This is a genomic window from Azospirillum baldaniorum (assembly GCF_003119195.2).
GTDB classification, from domain to species: Bacteria; Pseudomonadota; Alphaproteobacteria; order Azospirillales; family Azospirillaceae; genus Azospirillum; species Azospirillum baldaniorum.
Window position 1 is genome coordinate 2,791,327 of record NZ_CP022253.1, and the last position, 20,212, is coordinate 2,811,538.

Sequence of the window (20,212 nt, forward strand, 5' to 3'; positions counted from 1 at the left end):
CGGGTCCGTGAACGCTGCCGCCCTGCTGGGCCGCCTGAAGCCCGCGAAACGGGAACGTTCCGGACCCGGCCTGCTGGCGCGCCTCCGGCGCCGGAAGGCCGGCGGCGATTCCGACGACGCGCCGCGCGCGCGCAAGGAGCGCCGTCCGCTGTCGCCCCTCGCCAAGAGGCTGCTCGGTGCCTACGCCGTGCTGGCCCTCGGGCTGGGCGGGCTGGCCGGCTGGCTGGCAATGAACGCAGAGCACACCACCGAGGCGTGGCAGGCCGCCATCCCCCGCGTCGAGGTGGCGGTGAAGGGCGCACAGCCTCCAACGCCGCCGGCAGCACCGCCAGCCGCGACTGCGGCTGTTCCCGTCCAACCGGCCCCGCCCACGGCCTCGCCTCCGGCGGCTCCCCCGCCGCCCGTCGTCGCGGCTCCCCCGCCGCCGCTCGCCGTGGCCGTGAACGAGCCGGTCACCCTGGCCCCGGCGCCGGTCCCCGGCTTGGTGGAGGATTCGCGCAACGGGCCGCTGCCGCGCATCGCCGAGGACGGGCGCAGGCCCTGGCAGGTCTACGCCCGGCCCTTCCCTGCCGCCGATCGCCGCCCGCGCATCGCCATCGTGCTGGCCGAAATGGGCATTTCCGGCGTGACCACCGGCAACGCCCTGCAGAAGCTGCCGCCGACGATCACGCTGGCCTTCGTCCCCTACGCCGAGCGGCTTGACAACTGGGTCGAGCGCGCCCGCGGCAAGGGGCACGAGGTGATGCTCTCCATTCCTATGGAGCCGCAGGACTACCCACGCAACGATCCCGGTCCCAACGCCCTGTTGAGCATGCTGCCGCCCGAGCGCAACATGGAGCGGCTGGAATGGTCGCTGGGCAAGGCGGTCGGCTATGTCGGCATCACCAGCACCACGGGCAGCAAATTCACCGCCAACCCCGACGCGGTGAACCCGGTCATCGCGGCGATGAAGGCGCGCGGCCTGATGGTCCTGGACGCCCGCGCCAACCCGCGCAGCGTCGCCGGAACCCTGGCGGGTCAGGCGGGCGTGCCGCGGGCCTTCGCCGACCGGGTGATCGACCGCGACCTGTCGCGCGGCGCCATCGACGACCAGCTCGCCGAGTTGGAAGCCATCGCCAAGGCCAACGGGGCCGCGGTGGGCATCGGCGCGCCCTACCCCAGCACCATCGAACGGATCAACCTGTGGCTCACCGGGCTGGCCGACCGTGGCATCGCCATCGTGCCGGTCTCCGCCGTGGCCAACATGCAGAAGCAATAAGGCGCATGAGCAAGAAGCCCATCGACCGCGACGCCCTCCCCTACCGCCCCTGCGTGGGGGTGATGCTGCTGAACGACCGCGGGCAGGTCTTCGTGGCCAAACGCTGCGACAGCAAGGACGCTTGGCAGATGCCCCAAGGCGGCATCGACGAGGGCGAGGGCGTGCATGAGGCCGCCCTGCGCGAGCTGAAGGAGGAGATCGGCACCGACAAGGCCGAGATCCTCGGGGAGACGGCGGAAAAGCTGCGCTACGACCTGCCCGATCATCTGCTGGGCAAGGTCTGGAAGGGCCGCTGGCGCGGCCAGGAGCAGGTCTGGCTGGCCGCCCGCTTCACCGGCGTGGACAGCGACATCGACCTCGCCACCGAGCACCCGGAGTTCGACGCCTGGAAATGGGTCGATGCCGACGATCTACCCGGCCTGATCGTGCCCTTCAAGCGCCCGGTCTACGAGTCGGTGCTGGCAGAGTTCGCCTCGATCATCGCGGCGCTGCGGCGGGGTTGATTTTAGAAGAATTGCATTTGAAGTCCCCTCTCCCCTCTGGGGAGAGGGTTAGGGTGAGGGGGTTGCGCTTGTGCCGGACGTACCGCCTCGCGCATCCCCCTCACCGCCCGCTTCGCGGGCACCCTCTCCCCGGAGGGGAGAGGGCTACAGTTGAGGCCCGACCGTTTACGCGACCTTGGCGAGCCGCTTGGCGCGGCTTTCGATCAGCCACCAGGCGCCACGGGCGGCGACGCTGTAGAAGCGGGTGTGCGGCTTCAACCCGCAGGCCTTGAAGACCATCGCCACCGCGCGGTCGACGTGCTTGGGCCGGTAGCGCCCATAAGCGCGACGCATGTAGGCCTGATTGTAGGTCTTGTGCGCGTAGGGCTCGCCCTCCGGCGCGTTGGCCGCGTAGTAGGCGTAGGCCAGTTCGTCGTCCTCCGACTCGCCGATCCGCGACAGCGCCACCTTGAGCCGCTGAAACTTGTTGAGCTGTTCCAGTTCCAGATACTTCTTCGTGTAGGTGTAGAAGAGCTTGAAGTGGCGCAGCTCGTCGGCGGCGATGTTCTTGCAGATCAGCTTGAGGACCGGTTCGTCCGTCGAGTCGCCGATGGCCGCGTAGTAGCTGCTGGTGCCGGTCTCGACCATGCAGCGGGCGATCATCTCGCCGGTGCGCGAGCCGCGGACCGAGGCGTCGAGGTCGATCGGCACCTTGTAGCCGGCGCGGAAGCGCTCGACGGCCCGGTCGAAATTGAAGGTCGGATCGACCAACTCCGCCCATTTGCCGAGCGCACGGCCGTGCTGGACCTCCTCGACCGCCCAGCCGTGCGCGACCTCCTGGAACTCGGGATCGTCGTGGAAGACGTTGCAGAGATAGGCCGTGTAGTCGTCGGCGTTGAACTCCACCAGGGCCGCCGCCTTGATGAGCGGGACGAGATCGGGATCGACCTTCTTGTGGTCCAATTGATCCCAGGGAAGCTCTTCGTATTTCCAGTGCAACGCCACACTCCACTCCCGCTGCTGGCCGCCGTTCCGGGCCGGTTGTTCCACGCTCTGACGGAGAACAGGACCATAAAAACAAAAACGCCTCGACGGACGGGCCGGGAGGCGTTCGATCCCTTGCGGGATACTATGTATGGCTGCGATGGCGCAATGCAACGGAAACGGCCCGGCCGGCGGTAGCCGCCGCCGGGCCGCGCCCGGTGTCAATGCGTGGTCGCGCCGGTCGCGTCGAGCTTGGCGCGGGCGATGGCGATCTTCGCCTCCACGCGGGCCTTCTCGTCGTCGGACTTGGCGTCTTCCAGATCCTCGCCCAGGTCGCGGATCTGCTGCTCGACCTTGGCGCGGTCGATCTCGGCGACCGCGATGGCCTCCTCGGCCAGGACGGTGCAGCGGGTCTCGGTCACTTCGGCGAAGCCGCCAGCGACGAACACCCGGTCGACCACGCGGTCGGCCTCGTAGACGTCGATCACGCCCGGACGGACGGTCGAAATCATCGGCGAGTGGCCGGCGAGGACGCCGAAGTCACCTTCCGAACCCGGCACCACGACCATGTCGACGGGCTGCGAGGTCAGCAGCTTCTCCGGAGAGACCAGCTCGAATTCGACTTTATCGGCCATGGGTTTCCTGGTGCCTCTTCATAAGAACCCCCTCCCCCGCGCGGGCGGAGGAGAGGGTTAGCCTCGTTACCGAACCTCAGCCGACCCTGATCAGGCGGCTTCGGCGGCCAGCTTCTTCGCCTTGGCGATGGCTTCGTCGATGGTGCCGACCATGTAGAAGGCCGCTTCCGGCAGATGGTCGTAGTCGCCGTTCACGATGCCCTTGAAGCCCTTGATGGTGTCTTCCAGGCTGACGAGCACGCCCGGGGTGCCGGTGAACACCTCGGCGACGTGGAACGGCTGCGACAGGAAGCGCTGGATCTTGCGGGCGCGGGCCACGACCAGCTTGTCCTCTTCCGACAGCTCGTCCATGCCCAGGATCGCGATGATGTCCTGCAGCGACTTGTAGGTCTGCAGAACGCGCTGCACCGAACGGGCGACGGTGTAGTGCTCCTCACCGACGACGCGCGGGTCCAGGATGCGGCTGGTCGAGTCCAGCGGGTCCACCGCCGGGAAGATCGCCATTTCGGCGATCGAACGCGACAGCACCGTGGTGGCGTCCAGGTGGGCGAAGGAGGTGGCCGGGGCCGGGTCGGTCAGATCGTCGGCGGGCACGTAAATGGCCTGCACCGAGGTGATCGAACCCTTCTTCGTGGAGGTGATGCGCTCCTGCAGGGCGCCCATGTCGGTGGCCAGCGTCGGCTGGTAACCCACCGCCGACGGGATGCGGCCCAGCAGAGCCGACACTTCCGAACCGGCCTGCGTGAAGCGGAAGATGTTGTCCACGAAGAACAGCACGTCCTGGCCTTCCTCGTCGCGGAAGTATTCCGCGAGCGTCAGACCGGACAGGGCGACGCGGGCGCGGGCGCCCGGCGGCTCGTTCATCTGGCCGTACACGAGGGCCACCTTGGAGCCCGGACCGTCGAGCTTGATGACGCCCGACTCGATCATCTCGTGGTAGAGGTCGTTGCCCTCACGGGTGCGCTCGCCCACGCCCGCGAACACGGACACGCCGCCGTGCGCCTTCGCGACGTTGTTGATCAGCTCCATGATGGTCACGGTCTTGCCCACGCCGGCGCCGCCGAACAGGCCGATCTTGCCGCCCTTGGCATAGGGAGCCAGCAGGTCGATGACCTTGATGCCGGTGATCAGCACTTCGGCGTCCGTCGACTGCTCGACGAAGTCCGGGGCCGCACGGTGGATCGGCAGGGTGCGCTCGGCGCCGACGTCGCCGCGCTCGTCGATCGGCTCACCGATCACGTTGATGATGCGGCCGAGGGTGGCCGGGCCGACCGGCACGGCGATCGGGGCGCCGGTGTCCGTCACTTCGGCGCCGCGGACCAGGCCGTCGGTGCTGTCCATGGCGATGGCGCGGACGGTGCTCTCGCCGAGGTGCTGGGCAACCTCGAGCACGAGGACCTTGCCGTCGTTCTGGGTGTGCAGAGCGTTCAGAATGGCCGGCAGCTCGCCGTCGAACTGGACGTCGACAACGGCGCCCGTGACCTGCGTGATCTTGCCGACGGCGTTCGTCGCCTGGGTGGTGGTGGCCATGGAGTAAAGCTCCCTCGGAACTCGATAATTGTCGGATGTGCCGTCGTATCGACCGCGAACGCTGCGCCGTTAAACCGCCTCGGCGCCGGAGATGATCTCGATCAGCTCCTTGGTGATGTAGGCCTGGCGCGTGCGGTTGTAGGTGATCGTCAGCTTGTTGATCATGTCGCCGGCGTTGCGCGTCGCGTTGTCCATCGCGGTCATGCGGGCGCCCTGTTCGGACGCGGCGCTTTCCAGGAGGGCGCGATAGACCTGGATCGACAGGTTGCGCGGCAGCAACTCGGCGAGGATCTGCTCCTCGTCGGGCTCGAACTCGTAGATCGCCTTGACCTCGGCGCCCGCGGCTTCCTCGTCCGCCTGCGCCTCGACGGCGAAGGGAACGAGCTGCTGGACGGTCACGATCTGGGAGATCGCCGACTTGAACTTGTTGAAGATCACCGAGCAGACGTCGAACTCGCCCGCGTCGTACATCGCCAGAACCTTCTGCGCGACGACATCGGCGTCGGCGAAGGACAGCTTGCGGCGGCCCACATCCTCGTAGGTCTCGACGATCAGCGAGCCGAACTCGCGGCGCAGCTGGTCGCGGGCCTTGCGGCCGACGGTGAGCAGCTTGACCGTCTTGCCTTCCGACTGGAGGCGCTGGATCTGGCGGCGGGACTCACGGACGATGGCGCCGTTGAAGGCGCCGCACAGGCCACGGTCGGAGCTGATGATGACGAGGAGATGCACCTGATCGGAACCGGTGCCGGTCATCAGCTTCGGGCCGTTGCCCGAGTCCTGCACGTTGGCCGCGAGAGAGGCCAGCATGCGGCCCATGCGCTCGGCGTAGGGACGACCGGCTTCCGCCTGCTCCTGCGCACGGCGGAGCTTGGAGGCGGCGACCATCTTCATCGCCGAGGTGATCTTCCGCGTCGATTGGACGCTGGCGATCCGGTTCTTTAGGTCCTTGAGGTTAGGCATGCCGGCCCTTCATTCCGCTCGGGGTCGTTCGGGTTGACGGACGGGGCGCAGGGACTGCGCCCCCGCCGTCGATCAGACGAACACCTTGGAGAAGTTGTCGAGGAAGGCCTTCAGGCGCTCCTCGGTCGCAGAGGTGATCTGCTTCTCGTTGCGGATCGTCGCCAGGATGTCGGCCCCCTTGGAGCGGACCTCGGCGAGGAACTTCTGCTCGAAGCGGTTGACGTCCTCGACCTTGATCTTGTCGAGGTAGCCCTTCACGCCCGAGAAGATCGACACGACCTGCTCTTCGACCGGCAGCGGCTGGAACTGCGGCTGCTTCAGCAGCTCGGTCAGACGGGCGCCGCGGGCCAGCAGGCGCTGGGTGGCGGCGTCGAGGTCCGAGGCGAACTGCGCGAAGGCGGCCATCTCGCGGTACTGGGCCAGTTCCATCTTGATGGTGCCGGCGACCTGCTTCATCGCCTTGATCTGGGCGGCGGAGCCGACGCGCGACACCGACAGGCCGACGTTGATGGCCGGACGGATGCCCTTATAGAACAGGCCCGTCTCGAGGAAGATCTGGCCGTCGGTGATCGAGATCACGTTCGTCGGGATGTAGGCCGACACGTCGCCGGCCTGCGTCTCGATGACCGGCAGGGCGGTCAGCGAGCCGTTGCCGTGGGTGTCGCCCATCTTGGCGGCGCGCTCGAGCAGGCGGCTGTGGAGGTAGAACACGTCGCCCGGGTAGGCTTCGCGGCCCGGCGGACGGCGGAGCAGCAGCGACATCTGACGGTAGGCGACGGCCTGCTTGGACAGGTCATCGTACACGATCAGGGCGTGCATGCCGTTGTCGCGGAAGTACTCGCCCATCGTGCAGCCGGTGTAGGGCGCCAGGAACTGCAGCGGGGCCGGCTCCGACGCGGTGGCCGCGACGACGATGGAGTATTCCAGGGCGCCGGCGTCTTCCAGGGTCTTGACGATCTGGGCGACGGTGGAGCGCTTCTGACCGACGGCGACGTAGATGCAGTAGAGCTTCTTGCTCTCGTCGTCGCCCTGGTTGATCGGCTTCTGGTTCAGGAAGGTGTCGATGACGACGGCGGTCTTGCCGGTCTGGCGGTCACCGATGATCAGCTCGCGCTGGCCGCGGCCGATCGGAACCAGGCTGTCGACGGCCTTCAGGCCGGTCTGCATCGGCTCGTGCACCGACTTGCGCGGGATGATGCCGGGGGCCTTGACCTCGACGCGGGTGCGGGTGACGTCCACCAGCGGGCCCTTGCCGTCGATCGGGTTGCCCAGGCCGTCCACGACGCGGCCCAGCAGACCCTTGCCGACCGGCACGTCCACGATGGTGCCCGTGCGCTTGACGGTGTCGCCTTCCTTGATCTCGCTGTCGGTGCCGAAGATCACGACGCCGACATTGTCGGTCTCGAGGTTCAGCGCCATGCCCTTGATGCCACCGGGGAACTCGACCATCTCGCCGGCGCGCACATTGTCCAGGCCGTGCACGCGGGCGACGCCGTCACCCACGGAGAGGACCTGACCGACCTCGGCGACGTCCGCCTCGGTCCCGAAATTCGCGATCTGCTGCTTGAGGATCGCAGAGATTTCTGCGGCGCGGATATCCATCAGACTGATCCCCCTGAGGCCTTCATGGCGAGTTGCAATTTGTTCAGCTTCGTGCGCACCGAGGTGTCGACCATGCGCGAGCCGAACTTAACGATCATGCCCCCGATCAGCGCGGGATCGACCGAGGTGTTGACCAACACCTTGGAGCCGATCGACGCCTTCAGCGTGTCGGTGACCGCGGCCAGCTGAGCGTCGCTCAGCGGCTGGGCGGAGGTGACCTGGGCGGTCACTTCGCCGCGACGGCGGGCCAGTTCGGCGAGATAGCCTTCGATCATGCCTTCCAGCGCGAACAGGCGGCGGTTCTTGGCCACCAGCCCGATGAAGCGCTTGGTCAGATCGGACACTTCGGCGCGGTCCAGAACCGCGGCCATCGCCCGGCCTTGGTCGGCGCGGCTGATCACGGGACTGCGGACGAGGCGGCGAAGGTCGGCGCTCTCAGCCAGGATTTGCTTCAGCGCAACCAGATCGCTCGCGACCTGATCCAACGCTTTGTTCTCGTCCGCAAGCTCGAACAGCGCGATGGAGTAGCGCGTAGCGAGTTCGGAAACGCCTGTACCTTCGATTGCCACCTGATCCCTCGAATTGAGTTCGGTAGACGGTGAATTTTCAGGGCCTTAAATAGGGCAAAACCCACATCGCGGCGGCCCAGCCCGCGAAAGCGAGCGGTCCAATATCACAGGATTAGGCCCTGCGCAACGGGGTCTGGACAATTTGCACGCGGCTTGCGTGCGGCGTTTTGCGCCCCTGCGGCGTGGGGTCCGTTCTTGGCGGCGGGCGCTGGAAATGGGCATACCACTTCACAACCGCAGCGGATCACCTTGCCATCTGAAGGACCTGCCCTCCCCAGGGCTGGATTTCCGAAGCCCGTTGCGCGGCGGTCCAGAGACCAGACTGTGACCTAACGCCCTGTTTAACACCCGTTTAACCATTCACGCGCACGGTCGACCCACAGCCCGTCTGACAGGACAAACCCAGGCCAATCATGACCGTCGTCGCCTTTTCCTGCGCCCGCTTCACGCCCGCCGACCTCAACGAATTCGAGGCGGTGGCCGAGCCGAAGCTGCGCCTTGGCCATTGGGCCGGGGTCATCCGCGAAACGGGCCGGGAGCATGACCGGCTCCTCGTCCTCCTCCCCGGCGTGGACCGTCCGGTCTTCCGCTTCGAGCGCGACGGGCGGGGACGCTACAGCCTGTCCTTCAACGACCGCTCCGGCTGGTACGGCATCGGGTCGGGAGGCAGCGCCTCCGAATGCCTGTCGATCTGGCGCCCGCGCCCGCGCGCCGACCGCTCCGTCTCGGTGCTTTGAGCGCCTTTTTCACCCTTCGGAAAAGTCCGAGTCGACCGCCCGCCGGCCTGCCGGGTGGCCCGCCGACGAACCCGGTCAGCGGTAGACACCGACCGACAGCAGATAGGGCTCGCCGCCCAGGACGATGCGGCGCACGATCATCGTCTTCGGCGCGATCTGGCCGGACAGCGGGTCCGTCCATTTGTAGCTGACCGCGCCCGAGTCCCGCTCCGCCACGATGTCCAGCGCCTCCTGGATGAAGGGCTTGCCGTCGACGTCCTTCAGGTCCTTGAGGTTCACGCCGTTCAGCGACGGCGTCCAGCCGTGGGCCACCATCACGCCGTCGCGGTCGATCAGCATCGGGTAGAGGTCACGGTCGATCAGCGCGCCGTCCCGCTGGGCGAAGGCATCCGGTGCGGCGTCCGCGCCGTGCTGGCGCAGATAGCCGCTGGTCTTGTCGAGCAGCGCCTTGGCATCCGATTCCGTTCCCCGGGTCTGGGCGGGCACGCCCGCCGCCAGCGCGATGATCGCCAGCAAGGCGAGAACCGGAAGAACCGTCAGCAAGGTGGGGAGGTGGAAACGACCGCGCAGCCTGGACATGAGATCGCTCGGCGAAAGATGACTTCCATACTCTGGTAATACCATGACCCGCCGGCCGCAACGGACCAAACGTCACAGGTGCCCTGCGGAGCGCGCAGGGACAATCGGTCGCAGCCCCCCTTTACAGGAACCCGACATTTCTTAGCGGAAGCTGCGCCATTACAGGAAGCTGTAGGGGTCCACATCCACCTGCACGCGCACGTTGGGTGGAATTTCCACCTGCTCCAGCCACTGGGCGATCAGGGGTTGCACCTGAACGGTGCGCGGCGCCTTTAGCAGCAGACGCCGCCGGTGACGCCCGCGCAGCAGGGCCAGCGGCGCCGGGGCCGGACCCAGCACGGCGACGGTGTCGCTGCGCGGCGCCGCGCGCCCCAGGGCTATGGACAGCTTCTCCACCGCCGCCGCGTCCTCCCCCGACACGATCAGGGCGGCCAGCCGTCCGAAGGGCGGCATTCCGGCCTCCAGCCGCATCTCCGCCTCCAGCTGGTAGAAGCCGTCGCGGTCCCCGGCGGCCAGCGCCTGCATCACCGGATGCTCCGGCATGTAGGTCTGCAGCATCACCCGCCCCGGCCGCTCGCCGCGCCCGGCGCGCCCGGCCACCTGATGGAGGAGCTGGTAGGTCCGCTCCCCCGCCCGCAAATCGCCGCCGGCCAGCCCGAGGTCCGCGTCCACCACCCCGACCAGGGTCAGCATGGGGAAATGGTGGCCCTTCGCCATCACCTGGGTGCCGATCAGGATGTCCAGCTCGTGGTCGGCGATCCGCCGGACCATCTCCTGGATGGCGCGGGGGCCGAACAGCGTGTCCGACGCCATGATGGCGGCACGGGCGTCGGGGAACAGCTCCGCCACCTCCTCGGCGATGCGCTCCACGCCCGGACCGCAGGCCGCCAGCGTGCCCTCCTCGCCGCATTCCGGGCAGGTTGGGGAGAGCGGCTGCGACAGGCCGCAATGGTGGCATTGGAGCTTGCGCGCCAGCCGGTGCTCGACCAGCCACGCCGTGCAGTTGGGGCATTGCAGCCGGTGCCCGCAGGCCCGGCACAGCGTCAGCGGGGCGTAGCCGCGGCGGTTGAGGAACAGCATCACCTGCTCCTTCTCCGCCAGCGTCTGCTCGATGGCCTTCTTCAGCGACGGGGCCAGCCAGTGGCGGGCCGGCGGCCGGTCCTTGCGCAGGTCCACCAGTTCCACGTCGGGCAGCACGGCGCCGCCGTGACGGCCCGGCAGCTCGATGCGGGCGTAGCGGTTGCTGTCGGCGTTGACCTTGGTCTCCAGCGACGGCGTGGCGGAGACCAGCACGGTGGGGATGCCGCCGATATGCGCCCGGGCGACGGCCATGTCGCGGGCGTGGTAGATCGACCCCTCCTCCTGCTTGTAGGCGGAGTCGTGCTCCTCGTCGATGATGATGACGCCGAGGTTCTTGTAGGGCAGGAACAGGGCGGAACGGGCGCCGACCACCACCGGCACCTCGCCGTTCGCCACCGCCCTCCAGGTGTCGCGGCGCTGCGCCCCGGTCAGCTCGGAATGCCACTCCGCCGGCGGCGCGCCGAAGCGGCGGGCGAAGCGCTCCAGCCACTGCGCCGACAGGGCGATTTCCGGAAGCAGAACCAGCGCCTGCTTGCCCGCCTTCAGGGCGGCGGCGATCGCCTCGTAATAGACCTCGGTCTTGCCGGAGCCGGTCACCCCGTCGAGCAGCACGGTGGAATAGACGCCGGACTCGACGCGGGCGCGCAGGTCGGCCGCCGCGGCCTCCTGGTCGGCTGACAAAGTGGGGCCGGGGCGGTGGCAGTCGGGCCGCCCGAGCTTGGTCGGCTGGAGCAGCACCGGCTCCAGCAGCCCGGCCTCGGCCAGCCCGCGCACCACGGTGACGCCGCAGCCGGCCTCCTCCGCCAGCTCCGCCGGGGTGCGCGGCGGGCCGTCGTCCAGCAGGGCCAGCACGCGCCGCCGCGGGTCGGTCATCTTGAAGCCGGGGGGCGGCTCCGCGTCGGGCTTGCGCAGGTAGGCGAGCATGGCCTTCGCCGGCTCCAGCGCCGAAGGCACGCTGATCGCCATGCGCAGCACATGGCCCGGCGGCGTCATGGTGTAGGCCGCGACCCACTCCACGAACTTGCGCTCGACCTCCGGCATCGGCGGCACGTCGAAGCGGCGGACCACCGGCTTCAGCCGCGCGGCCTCCACGACTCCGGCGCCGTCGCCCCACACCACCCCGAGCACGCGGCGCGGCCCCAGCGGAACCTCGACGTAATCGCCGGGGACGAGGGTCATTCCGGCGGGCACGCGGTAATCGTAGGCCTCGCGCAGCGGCAGCGGCAGCAGCACGCGGACGCGCGGGTCCGTGTCCGGCGGGACCGTACCCGGCAGAAGGGCCTGCGCGGCTCCCCCGGAACGGGCCCCGGATCTGGCGGAATTTTCACGCATCGGCTAGAGTGCCCCCTGGCCGCGATACCGGGCACCGAATCCCGGGCAACAGGGCGCGCTCTTCCTCAGCAAGCATGGATTCCTGGTCATGAAGTTCTTCGTTGACACCGCCGACATCGCCGAGATCCGCGATCTGGCCGACACGGGCCTGCTGGACGGTGTTACCACCAACCCCTCCCTCGTCGCCAAGACCGGTCGCAGCTTCCTCGACCTCGTGGCCGAAATTTGTGATGTGGTGGACGGCCCGGTCAGCGCCGAGGTGGCGTCCACCGACTTCGAGACCATGCTGGCGGAAGGAAAGAAGCTTGCCAAGATCGCCGACAACGTCACGGTCAAGGTTCCGCTGACCCCGGCCGGCCTGAAGACCTGCAAGGCGCTGTCCTCCGAAGGCACGATGGTCAACGTCACTCTGTGCTTCTCCCCGGCGCAGGCGATCCTGGCCGCCAAGGCCGGCGCCAGCTTCGTGTCGCCCTTCGTCGGCCGCCTGGACGACATCGGGCAGGACGGCATGGGCCTGATCGCCGACATCGTGGAGATTTACAGCAATTACGATTACTTCAAGACCGAGGTGCTGGTCGCCTCGATCCGCAACCCGATCCACATCGTCGACTCCGCCCGCCTGGGCGCCCATGTCGTCACCGCCCCGCCGTCGGTGCTGAAGCAACTCTTCAACCATCCGCTGACCGACAAGGGCCTCGCCCAGTTCGTCGCCGATTGGCAGAAGACCGGCCAGTCCATCCTCTGAGGACGGCAGCATGGGCCGGGAGCCGGGACACACCCCCCACCGGAAGGACGCGCCGACCGCCGAGGAGGTGCATGCCTACCTGCGGGACCATCCCGACTTCCTGGTCCATCACGGCGATCTGATCCACCACCTGACCCCGCCGTCGCAGGACCGCGGGCGCGGGGTGGTGGACCTGCAGGCGTACATGGTCGAGCGGCTGCGCGGCGAGGTGCGCCTGCTGAAGGACCAGCAGCGCGAGCTGATCGGCACCTCGCGCGCCAACATGAACAGCCAGAACCGCGTCCACGCGGCGGTGCTGTTCCTCCTCGACGCGCAGAGCTTCGAGCAGCTCATCCAGACCATCACCACCGATCTGGCGGTGCTGCTCGACCTGGATGTCGCCTGCCTGATCGTCGAGTCGAACGGCCACGACACCCCGCATGTCCAGACCTCCGGCGTGCGGGTGGTCGAACCGGGGACCGTCGACCGCTGGCTGGGCAAGGCCGACGTGGCGCTGAACGCCGACATCCAGGGCGACCCGGAGCTGTACGGCCCCGGCGCCGGGCTGGTGCGGTCGGAGGTTCTGATCCGCCTCCAGGTGTCCAGCGAGACGCCGGACGGCATGCTGGCCTTCGGCAGCCGCGAGCCGGACAGCTTCCACGGCGGCCAGGGCACCGAGCTGGTCGGTTTCCTCGCCCGCGTGGTCGAGCGGGTGATCCGCGGCTGGCTCGAACTGCCGGCCTGACCCCACGGAACGCATGACCGGAAAACAGAATCCCGTCCTCGGTTTCGCCGCCCAGCCCGACGTGCAGGACACGCTGGTCCACTGGCGCCGCTGGATGGAGAGCGAGCGCAACGTCTCGCCCCACACGCTGACCGCCTACATCGGCGACGTCGCGACCTTTCTGGAGTTCATCACCGGCTATCAGGGGAAGCCGCCGTCGATGAACGACCTTGCCGCGCTGACCGTCACCGACTTCCGCTCCTGGCTGTCCCACCTCGCCATGAAGGGGATCGGCTCCAACAGCCGGTCGCGCGCCCTGTCGTCGGTGCGCAACCTGTTCCGCTGGCTGGACCGCGACGGGCGCCTGCACAACCCGGCGATCAACACCTTCTCCGGCCCGCGCATCAAGCGCCCGGCGCCGAAGCCGCTGACCGTGCTGGACGCCGACCGGCTGCTGGAGGAATCGGAGAAGGAGCCGGACGAACCGTGGGTCGGCAAGCGCGACCGGGCGCTGTTCACCCTGCTCTACGGCTGCGGCCTGCGCATCTCGGAGGCGCTGAACCTGACGCGGCGTGAGGCGCCGCTGGGCGAGACGCTGCGCGTCACCGGCAAGGGCAACAAGGAACGGATCGTCCCGGTGCTGCCGGCGGTGACGGAGGCGGTGCGGGCCTACATGGACGCCTGTCCTTACCGCCAGGGGCCGGAGGCGCCGCTGTTCGTCGGGGTGCGCGGCGGGCAACTCGCCCCGGCCATCGCGCAGCGGCGGATGCGCGACCTGCGCCGCCTGATGGGACTTCCGGAGACCGCGACGCCGCACGCGCTGCGGCACAGCTTCGCCACGCATCTGCTGGCGGACGGCGGGGATTTGCGGGCGATCCAGGATTTGCTCGGCCACGCCTCGCTGTCGACGACGCAGCGCTACACGGATGTGGAAAGTGAGCAGCTGATGCAGGTGTACCGCTCGGCGCACCCACGGGCGAAGAAGGTATGAGTTATTTTTGAAGAAAGACTACCGACAAGCCAAGATGTTCTATATTTATTTCACTCTTCATTTACCAGAAATAGTAAAAATAAACCTCTTCATGGTGAGCATATTGCAAATTTATATAAATTCTCACCGACCCTCTCATTAGCTGTTACCATGGAGTCTTCTGGAAGGTCATATTTCTTCAAAGCATTCTTTGCCGCATCAAGACGCCTTATTCGCACGATTTTCGGGAACAACCTTGTGTTGCTTTCATGAAATTGTGGACAGTCTTCCGAAAATCTTAAAAACTTGTAATCACCGACATATGTTACTTTTCCTCTTTGAAGCCAGACATAATATCCATCTGAAAACCCGTAATAACCCTCCGGGAGACGGTAGATTATGTACTTTTCATTTTGTTGATTTTGAAGAGGAATTCTAAAATTCCCGTGAGTCCAAGTAAGTGACGCACAATCTGGGTTAGCTTTTTTCTTTAATGGATCATACTCGCTAAATCCAATTTCTACCGCATTAGAAGACACATAAATAAGCCCAGATGCCTCACCAAGCACGTCACCAGGAGCTTCCCCACCAATTCCGACAAGAAGAAAGGCATTGAACGACATCAAGGAGGCAGCACTTCCTTCTTCAACTCGCTCTGCAAGGTTATGGGCGCATCCAGATACCATGAATATCAGAGCACAAGACATTGCACTTTGCAGGTCTTTTTTTAGAGATCTCATGCGATGACCTCATGCAAAAAAGAAAAGCTGTCCGTGCAACAATCTGACGAACGGGGACCCTTCCGCGGAATGGGGAAGCGGACACAAGGGAACCAAGTGAGGAACATGGTGCTCTGCCCCCTCCCCGACCCTCCCCCGCTCTCGGCGGACCATAGGTCCGCCTGCCGTGCCAGCGCAAACCATAGGTTTGCGCTGGAGCTTCGCAGGGAAGGGAGAAGAGACCCGCCTTAGATGTGCAGGGCGCGGCCGTCCACGGCGAGGGCGGCTTCCTTGGTCACTTCCGACAGGGTCGGGTGGGCGTGGCAGGTGCGGGCGATGTCCTCGGCGGACGCGCTGAACTCCATCGCCACGGCCAGCTCGGCCACCATCTCCGACACGTTCGGGCCGACCATGTGGACGCCCAGCACCTTGTCGGTGCGCGCGTCGGCCAGGATCTTCACAAAGCCGTCGGTGGTGCCGCTGGCGCGGGCGCGGCCGTTGGCGGTGAAGGGGAACTTGCCAGCCTTGTAGGCGGTGCCGGCGGCCTTCAGCTCCTCCTCGGTCTTGCCGACCGCGGCCACTTCCGGCCACGTGTAGACGACACCGGGGACGAGGTCGTGGTTGACGTGGCCCGCTTGCCCGGCCAGCAGCTCGGCGAGCGCGACGCCCTCCTCCTCGGCCTTGTGGGCCAGCATCGGGCCTTCGACCACGTCACCGATGGCGTAGATGCCCGGCACGTTGGTTTCGAAGTGCTTGCCGATCTTCACGCGGCCGCGGTTGTCCATCTCCACGCCGACGGCGTCGAGACCCAGGCCGTTGGTGAAGGCGCGGCGGCCGATGGCGACCAGCACGACGTCGGCCTTGATCTCCTCGGCGGTGCCGCCGGCGGCGGGCTCGACCGACAGGGTGACGCCGGTGTTGGTGACCTTGGCGCCGGTGACCTTGGAGCCGAGCTTGAAGGTCATGCCCTGCTTGCCGAGGATGCGCTGCATCTGCTTGGACACTTCACCGTCCATGGTCGGCAGGATGCGGTCGAGGAACTCCACGACCGTGACCTCGGCGCCGAGGCGGCCCCAGACCGAGCCCAGCTCCAGACCGATCACGCCGCCGCCGATGACGACGAGGCGCTTCGGCACCTCCGGCAGTTCCAGGGCGCCGGTGGAGGAGACGATCTTCTGCTCGTCGATCTCGATGCCCGGCAGCGGGGTGACTTCAGAACCGGTGGCGATGACGATGGCCTTGGACGCCGTGATGGTGCCGACGCCCTCGACCTCGACGGTGTTCGGGGCGGTGATGCGGCCCGCACCCTTCAGCCAGGCGATCTTGTTCTTCTTGAACAGGAACTCGATGCCGCCGGTGTTCTCTTTGACGACCTTGTCCTTGTGGGACAGCATGCCCGGCAGGTCCAGCTCGACGCCGTCGACCTTGATGCCGAACTTGGCGAGGCCGTGCTTGGCCTCCTCGTACTTCTCCGACGCGGCGAGCAGCGCCTTGGACGGGATGCAGCCGACGTTCAGGCAGGTGCCGCCCAGCGCGCTGCGCTTCTCGACGCAGGCAACCTTGAAACCGAGCTGCGCCGCACGGATCGCGCAGACATACCCGCCGGGACCGCCGCCGACCACGACGACGTCGAAAGTGCTTTCAGCCATTGGGGGCTTTCCTTCCGCCATTTTTGTGTTTGCCAAAAGCCGTCCCGTCCAGCGGGGAGGGCCGCGCGCCGATTTATGCCGCCGCTCACGCCAACTGGCAACGGGACAGTTCGTCCGGGGGGAGGGATGCCGGGTTGAAAGGCCGGCATGGGAACGGCCGGAACCCATGCCGAGATGAACGGGACCGGGGGCCTTTCCCCGGTCCGGGCCGCATCACACCGAAACGGCGACCAGGAACAGGCGCGGGGCGCCGCCCTGAGCCACGTTCGCCAGGGTGGTGACCTGGTTGTTCACCTGATTGTTGAACACGTCGTACACATAGGCGGTGCGTCCACCCGCCCAGAACCAGCCGAGCGTCGGGTTGCCCCCTCCGACGTCGGCCTGCTGGAAAATGCCGAAGGTCGCCAGCATGGAGACGTAGTTCAGGCCGGCGTTGCCGAGGCGCAGGGTCTGCTGCTTGATGATGTCGGCCTCGAAGCGGCCCCAGGCGTCATTGATCGGATTGGCGTGGGTCTGATTGATGCATTTCAGCTCGATGTAGACGTCATCCGCGATCCCGGCGTTGCGGCACAGGTAGAAATCGGCGCGCGCGGCGGCGCGGCGGTTGGCCGACACTCCCCAGGCCGGGCCGACCGCGGTGTAGGACAGAAAGGGGTTTCCACCGTTGGTGGAGGGGTAGGGCTGCTCCCGTTCGCAGGTCCAGTTGCCGGGAATGTTCAGAAACCCGTGCGCGATTTCCAGCTGGAGCCAGACCTCCCAGCCGCCGCGGATGTTGGCGTTCTGGGCGAAGACGTCGGCCCGTTGAAGATTGATGTTCCCGTTGTTGAATTCGGCTTGGATGGTGTTCAGGAGTTGCTGGCAACGCATGGTGATGTCCCTTGCTGCGACTGGACGCCGGAGCTGCGCTCCAGGCTTCTGCAAGGGGACGGTTTCGCAGGGCCCCGCGTGACCGGAAATCCACGGTCGCCCGGGCTTCCGGTCACTCCGTGAAGAAATTCAGCAGCGCCTGCGCGGTTTCCTCCGGCGCCTCCTCGGGGATGAAGTGGCCGGCGGGCATCACATGGCCCGCGATGGCCGGGGCGTAGCCGCGCCAGATGCCCAGCGGGTCGTCGTACAGGCGCCCGACCGCGCTGTTGCGGCCCCACAGGAACAGGGCCGGTCCTTCCACCTTGCGCCCCGCCGCGCGGTCCTCGCGGTCGTGCTCCAGGTCGATGCTCGCCGCGGCGCGGTAGTCCTCGCACATGGCGTGGACGGTGGCGGGGTCGCGGAAGGCGGTGCGGTAGGCCTCCATCGCCTCCGGCTCGAAGATGTCGGCGCTGCTGCCGATGGAGCCGAGCACCTGCCCCAGGTAGAAATCCGGATCCGACCCGATCAGCCGTTCCGCCAGATTGTTGGGCTGGATCAGGAAGAACCAGTGGTAATAGGCGGTCGCCATGCGCTGGTCGATGCGGGCGAAGACCTCCAGCGTCGGCACCACGTCGAGGAAGGCGACGCGCTCGACCCGGTCGGGGTGGTCGAGGACGAGCCGGTGGGCCACCCGCGCGCCGCGGTCGTGCCCGGCCAGCCGGAAGCGGTCGAAGCCCAGCGCGGCCATCACCGCCACCTGATCGCGCCCGTTGGTGCGTTTGCAGTAGGTCTCGTGCGCGGAATCGCCCGGCGGCTTCGACGATTGGCCGTACCCCCTCAGGTCGGTCAGCACCACGGTGAAGCGCTCGGCCAGCCGCGGCGCGACCCGGTTCCACAGGGCGTGACACTGCGGAAACCCATGAAGCAGAAGGAGCGGCGGCCCCTCGCCACCGACCAGCGTGTGGATCTCGGCGCCGTCGGTGGCGATGCGGTGTCGGGTGAACCCTTCGAACATGCGCGCCCTCCCCCTATCCGTTTGAGTGTGGAGAACTGTCCTTCCGCATCGCGGGCTGTCGGAAACCCTTGGTGGGTTTCTCGCGTTTTTCAGGCGATTGCTTTCGACCTCAAGAGGAAAATGCCATGCGTAGCCTGAAGAAGCTCGTCCTTTTCGCCGCTCTGGGTGCCGCCCTGACCACCAGCCTCGCCGCCTGCAACACCGTCGAAGGCATGGGTGAGGACGTGCAGGCCGGCGGCCGCGCCATGGAGCGCTCGTCGGACAGCGTCCAGAAGAAGATGTGAACCCTTGAGGCGCGGACTCCCCGGAGCTACGGCTCCGGGGGTTCTGTGCCCCCAAAGATTTCAGCGCTGCATGCGCTTGATGGTGTTGGTCGTGCTCTGGCCGTCCACGAGGTCGGCCAGCACGACCTTGCCGCCGTAGCTCTGCACGAATCCGGCGCCGACCACCGTAGCAACGGTGTAGTCCGCCCCCTTCACCAGCACGTCGGGCCGCAGGGCGCGGATCAGCTCCTCCGGCGTGTCCTCGCCGAAGATCACCACCAGATCGACGCAGGCCAGCGAGGCGAGCACCGTCGCCCGCGCCGTCTCGGTCTGCACCGGGCGCGTCTCGCCCTTCAGCCGCTTCACCGAGGCGTCGCTGTTCAGCCCGACCACCAGCACGTCGCAGGCGGCCTTCGCCTGATTCAGCAGCGAAATGTGGCCGGGGTGCAGCAGGTCGAAGCAACCGTTGGTGAAGCCCACCCGCTTGCCGCGGGCGCGCCAGCGCGCCGCCCGCTCCACGGCCTGCTCCAGCGTGTCGACCTTCTCCTCGCCGCTGCGCCATTCCTGCTCGTGCAGGGCGGACAGCAGTTCCGGTGCGCGGACCACCGCGGTGCCGACCTTCCCCACCACGATCCCGGCGGCCAGATTGGCCAGCCGCGCCGCGTCGGACAGCTCCACCCCAACCGACAGGGCGGAGGTCAGCGTCGCCACCACCGTGTCGCCGGCGCCCGACACGTCGAAGACCTCGCGGGCGTCGGCCGGCAGATGGGTCGCGCCATCGCGGGTCACCACGGACATGCCGTGCTCGCTGCGCGTGGCCACCACGGCGTCGATGCCGCAGGTCTCCAGCAGGAAGCGACAGGCGGCCTCGACCTCCGCGTCGCTGTCGGCGGGCATCCCCGTCGCCTGGATCAACTCCTTGCGGTTGGGCGTGATCACGCTGGCCCCGCGGTAGCGCCCGAAATCGTCGCCCTTGGGATCGACCACCACCGGCAACCCGGCCTCCCGCGCCGCCTGGATAAGCTGCGCCACCAGAGCGTCGGTCAGCACACCCTTGCCGTAGTCGGACAGGATCACCGCGCCCACCGTCAGCATGCCGGTGCGGGCGGCGACCATCACCTCCTCCTCCGACCCGATGGCGGCAACGGTCTCGGCGTCGGCGCGCAGGAGCTGCTGGCGTCCGCCGATGAAGCGCGTCTTGACGGTGGTCTGGCGCCCCGGCTCGGCGACCAAGCCGCCGCCGTCGCCCGTCTCCTTCGCCACGAGGCGGACCAGCTCCAGCCCCGCCGCGTCCTCGCCCACCACCGACACGAAGCGGCAGCCGGCGCCCAGCGCCATGACGTTGGCGGCCACGTTGCCGGCGCCGCCGAGCATGGCCGTCTCGCGCTCGATCCGCAGAACGGGGATCGGCGCCTCGGGGGACACGCGGTCGACCGACCCGTAGATGAATCGGTCGAGCATGACGTCGCCGACGCACAGCACGCTGGCGCGGGACAGGGAGTCGATGTGACGGGCAAGGTCGCTCATGCCGGTTCTACTATCAACCTTGCGTCC

The 20,212-nt window shown here is 67.3% G+C and carries 20 protein-coding genes; 7 read left to right on the plus strand and 13 right to left on the minus strand.

What is annotated here, in order from left to right:
- Window positions 1–7: 7 nt before the first annotated feature.
- Entirely contained in the window at window positions 8–1,258 is a 1,251-nt protein-coding gene (locus tag Sp245p_RS13175) for a divergent polysaccharide deacetylase family protein (protein ID WP_014239445.1), read from the plus strand.
- Window positions 1,259–1,263: 5 nt separating this feature from the next.
- Window positions 1,264–1,761 carry an RNA pyrophosphohydrolase gene (locus Sp245p_RS13180; protein WP_014239444.1) on the plus strand — a complete coding sequence of 166 codons (498 nt, stop codon included), beginning with the start codon at window positions 1,264–1,266 and terminating at the stop codon, window positions 1,759–1,761.
- 165 nt (window positions 1,762–1,926) lie between these two features.
- Here Sp245p_RS13180 and Sp245p_RS13185 read toward each other — a convergent pair whose 3' ends face one another.
- The 6 genes from Sp245p_RS13185 to Sp245p_RS13210 form a co-directional block, all read right to left on the minus strand.
- A complete protein-coding gene (locus Sp245p_RS13185) occupies window positions 1,927–2,745 on the minus strand; it encodes an acyl-ACP desaturase (protein WP_014239443.1) in 819 nt (272 codons plus the stop codon).
- A gap of 200 nt (window positions 2,746–2,945) precedes the next feature.
- A complete protein-coding gene (locus tag Sp245p_RS13190; RefSeq protein ID WP_014239442.1) occupies window positions 2,946–3,359 on the minus strand; it encodes a F0F1 ATP synthase subunit epsilon in 414 nt (137 codons plus the stop codon).
- A gap of 90 nt (window positions 3,360–3,449) precedes the next feature.
- The gene (gene atpD, locus Sp245p_RS13195; RefSeq protein ID WP_014239441.1) at window positions 3,450–4,889 is read right to left on the minus strand and encodes a F0F1 ATP synthase subunit beta; all 1,440 of its coding nucleotides are present in this window, start codon (window positions 4,887–4,889) and stop codon (window positions 3,450–3,452) included.
- Between the two features lie 69 nt (window positions 4,890–4,958).
- Window positions 4,959–5,849: a F0F1 ATP synthase subunit gamma gene (locus Sp245p_RS13200; protein ID WP_014239440.1), complete on the minus strand. Its 891-nt coding sequence runs from the start codon at window positions 5,847–5,849 to the stop codon at window positions 4,959–4,961.
- A 72-nt stretch (window positions 5,850–5,921) separates the two neighbouring features.
- A complete protein-coding gene (gene atpA, locus Sp245p_RS13205) occupies window positions 5,922–7,451 on the minus strand; it encodes a F0F1 ATP synthase subunit alpha (protein ID WP_014239439.1) in 1,530 nt (509 codons plus the stop codon).
- Entirely contained in the window at window positions 7,451–8,020 is a 570-nt protein-coding gene (locus tag Sp245p_RS13210; protein ID WP_014239438.1) for a F0F1 ATP synthase subunit delta, read from the minus strand. Before Sp245p_RS13210 ends, atpA begins: the two co-directional genes overlap by 1 nt.
- Window positions 8,021–8,433: 413 nt before the next feature.
- On the opposite strand from Sp245p_RS13210, the gene Sp245p_RS13215 reads away from it, so the two are divergent.
- The gene (locus tag Sp245p_RS13215; protein WP_014239437.1) at window positions 8,434–8,757 is read left to right on the plus strand and encodes a hypothetical protein; all 324 of its coding nucleotides are present in this window, start codon (window positions 8,434–8,436) and stop codon (window positions 8,755–8,757) included.
- Between the two features lie 75 nt (window positions 8,758–8,832).
- Here Sp245p_RS13215 and Sp245p_RS13220 read toward each other — a convergent pair whose 3' ends face one another.
- On the minus strand, window positions 8,833–9,336 hold the full coding sequence (locus Sp245p_RS13220) for a cache domain-containing protein (protein WP_014239436.1): 504 nt from the start codon (window positions 9,334–9,336) through the stop codon (window positions 8,833–8,835).
- A gap of 159 nt (window positions 9,337–9,495) precedes the next feature.
- The gene (locus tag Sp245p_RS13225) at window positions 9,496–11,748 is read right to left on the minus strand and encodes a primosomal protein N' (protein ID WP_014239435.1); all 2,253 of its coding nucleotides are present in this window, start codon (window positions 11,746–11,748) and stop codon (window positions 9,496–9,498) included.
- Between the two features lie 88 nt (window positions 11,749–11,836).
- Between Sp245p_RS13225 and fsa the strand changes: the two genes are divergently transcribed.
- From fsa to Sp245p_RS13240, 3 genes are read left to right on the plus strand one after another with little or no spacing between them, the layout of a single operon-like run.
- Window positions 11,837–12,493, plus strand: a complete 657-nt coding sequence (gene fsa / locus Sp245p_RS13230; RefSeq protein WP_014239434.1) for a fructose-6-phosphate aldolase — start codon at window positions 11,837–11,839, stop codon at window positions 12,491–12,493.
- Window positions 12,494–12,503: 10 nt separating this feature from the next.
- The gene (locus Sp245p_RS13235) at window positions 12,504–13,217 is read left to right on the plus strand and encodes a DUF484 family protein (protein WP_014239433.1); all 714 of its coding nucleotides are present in this window, start codon (window positions 12,504–12,506) and stop codon (window positions 13,215–13,217) included.
- A gap of 13 nt (window positions 13,218–13,230) precedes the next feature.
- Window positions 13,231–14,187: a tyrosine recombinase XerC gene (locus tag Sp245p_RS13240; protein ID WP_014239432.1), complete on the plus strand. Its 957-nt coding sequence runs from the start codon at window positions 13,231–13,233 to the stop codon at window positions 14,185–14,187.
- 89 nt (window positions 14,188–14,276) lie between these two features.
- Here Sp245p_RS13240 and Sp245p_RS13245 read toward each other — a convergent pair whose 3' ends face one another.
- From Sp245p_RS13245 to Sp245p_RS13260, 4 genes are all read right to left on the minus strand, one after another.
- Window positions 14,277–14,906 carry a hypothetical protein gene (locus Sp245p_RS13245; RefSeq protein ID WP_014239428.1) on the minus strand — a complete coding sequence of 210 codons (630 nt, stop codon included), beginning with the start codon at window positions 14,904–14,906 and terminating at the stop codon, window positions 14,277–14,279.
- Window positions 14,907–15,133: 227 nt separating this feature from the next.
- Window positions 15,134–16,534 carry a dihydrolipoyl dehydrogenase gene (lpdA, locus tag Sp245p_RS13250; protein WP_014239427.1) on the minus strand — a complete coding sequence of 467 codons (1,401 nt, stop codon included), beginning with the start codon at window positions 16,532–16,534 and terminating at the stop codon, window positions 15,134–15,136.
- 213 nt (window positions 16,535–16,747) lie between these two features.
- On the minus strand, window positions 16,748–17,401 hold the full coding sequence (locus tag Sp245p_RS13255) for a hypothetical protein (protein ID WP_014239426.1): 654 nt from the start codon (window positions 17,399–17,401) through the stop codon (window positions 16,748–16,750).
- 112 nt (window positions 17,402–17,513) lie between these two features.
- Window positions 17,514–18,395 carry an alpha/beta fold hydrolase gene (locus Sp245p_RS13260; RefSeq protein WP_014239425.1) on the minus strand — a complete coding sequence of 294 codons (882 nt, stop codon included), beginning with the start codon at window positions 18,393–18,395 and terminating at the stop codon, window positions 17,514–17,516.
- A 125-nt stretch (window positions 18,396–18,520) separates the two neighbouring features.
- On the opposite strand from Sp245p_RS13260, the gene Sp245p_RS13265 reads away from it, so the two are divergent.
- Window positions 18,521–18,679 carry an entericidin A/B family lipoprotein gene (locus tag Sp245p_RS13265; protein ID WP_014239424.1) on the plus strand — a complete coding sequence of 53 codons (159 nt, stop codon included), beginning with the start codon at window positions 18,521–18,523 and terminating at the stop codon, window positions 18,677–18,679.
- 60 nt (window positions 18,680–18,739) lie between these two features.
- Here the strand turns inward: Sp245p_RS13265 and rfaE1 are convergent, their stop codons facing one another.
- The gene (rfaE1, locus tag Sp245p_RS13270) at window positions 18,740–20,185 is read right to left on the minus strand and encodes a D-glycero-beta-D-manno-heptose-7-phosphate kinase (protein WP_014239423.1); all 1,446 of its coding nucleotides are present in this window, start codon (window positions 20,183–20,185) and stop codon (window positions 18,740–18,742) included.
- Window positions 20,186–20,212: the final 27 nt, after the last annotated feature.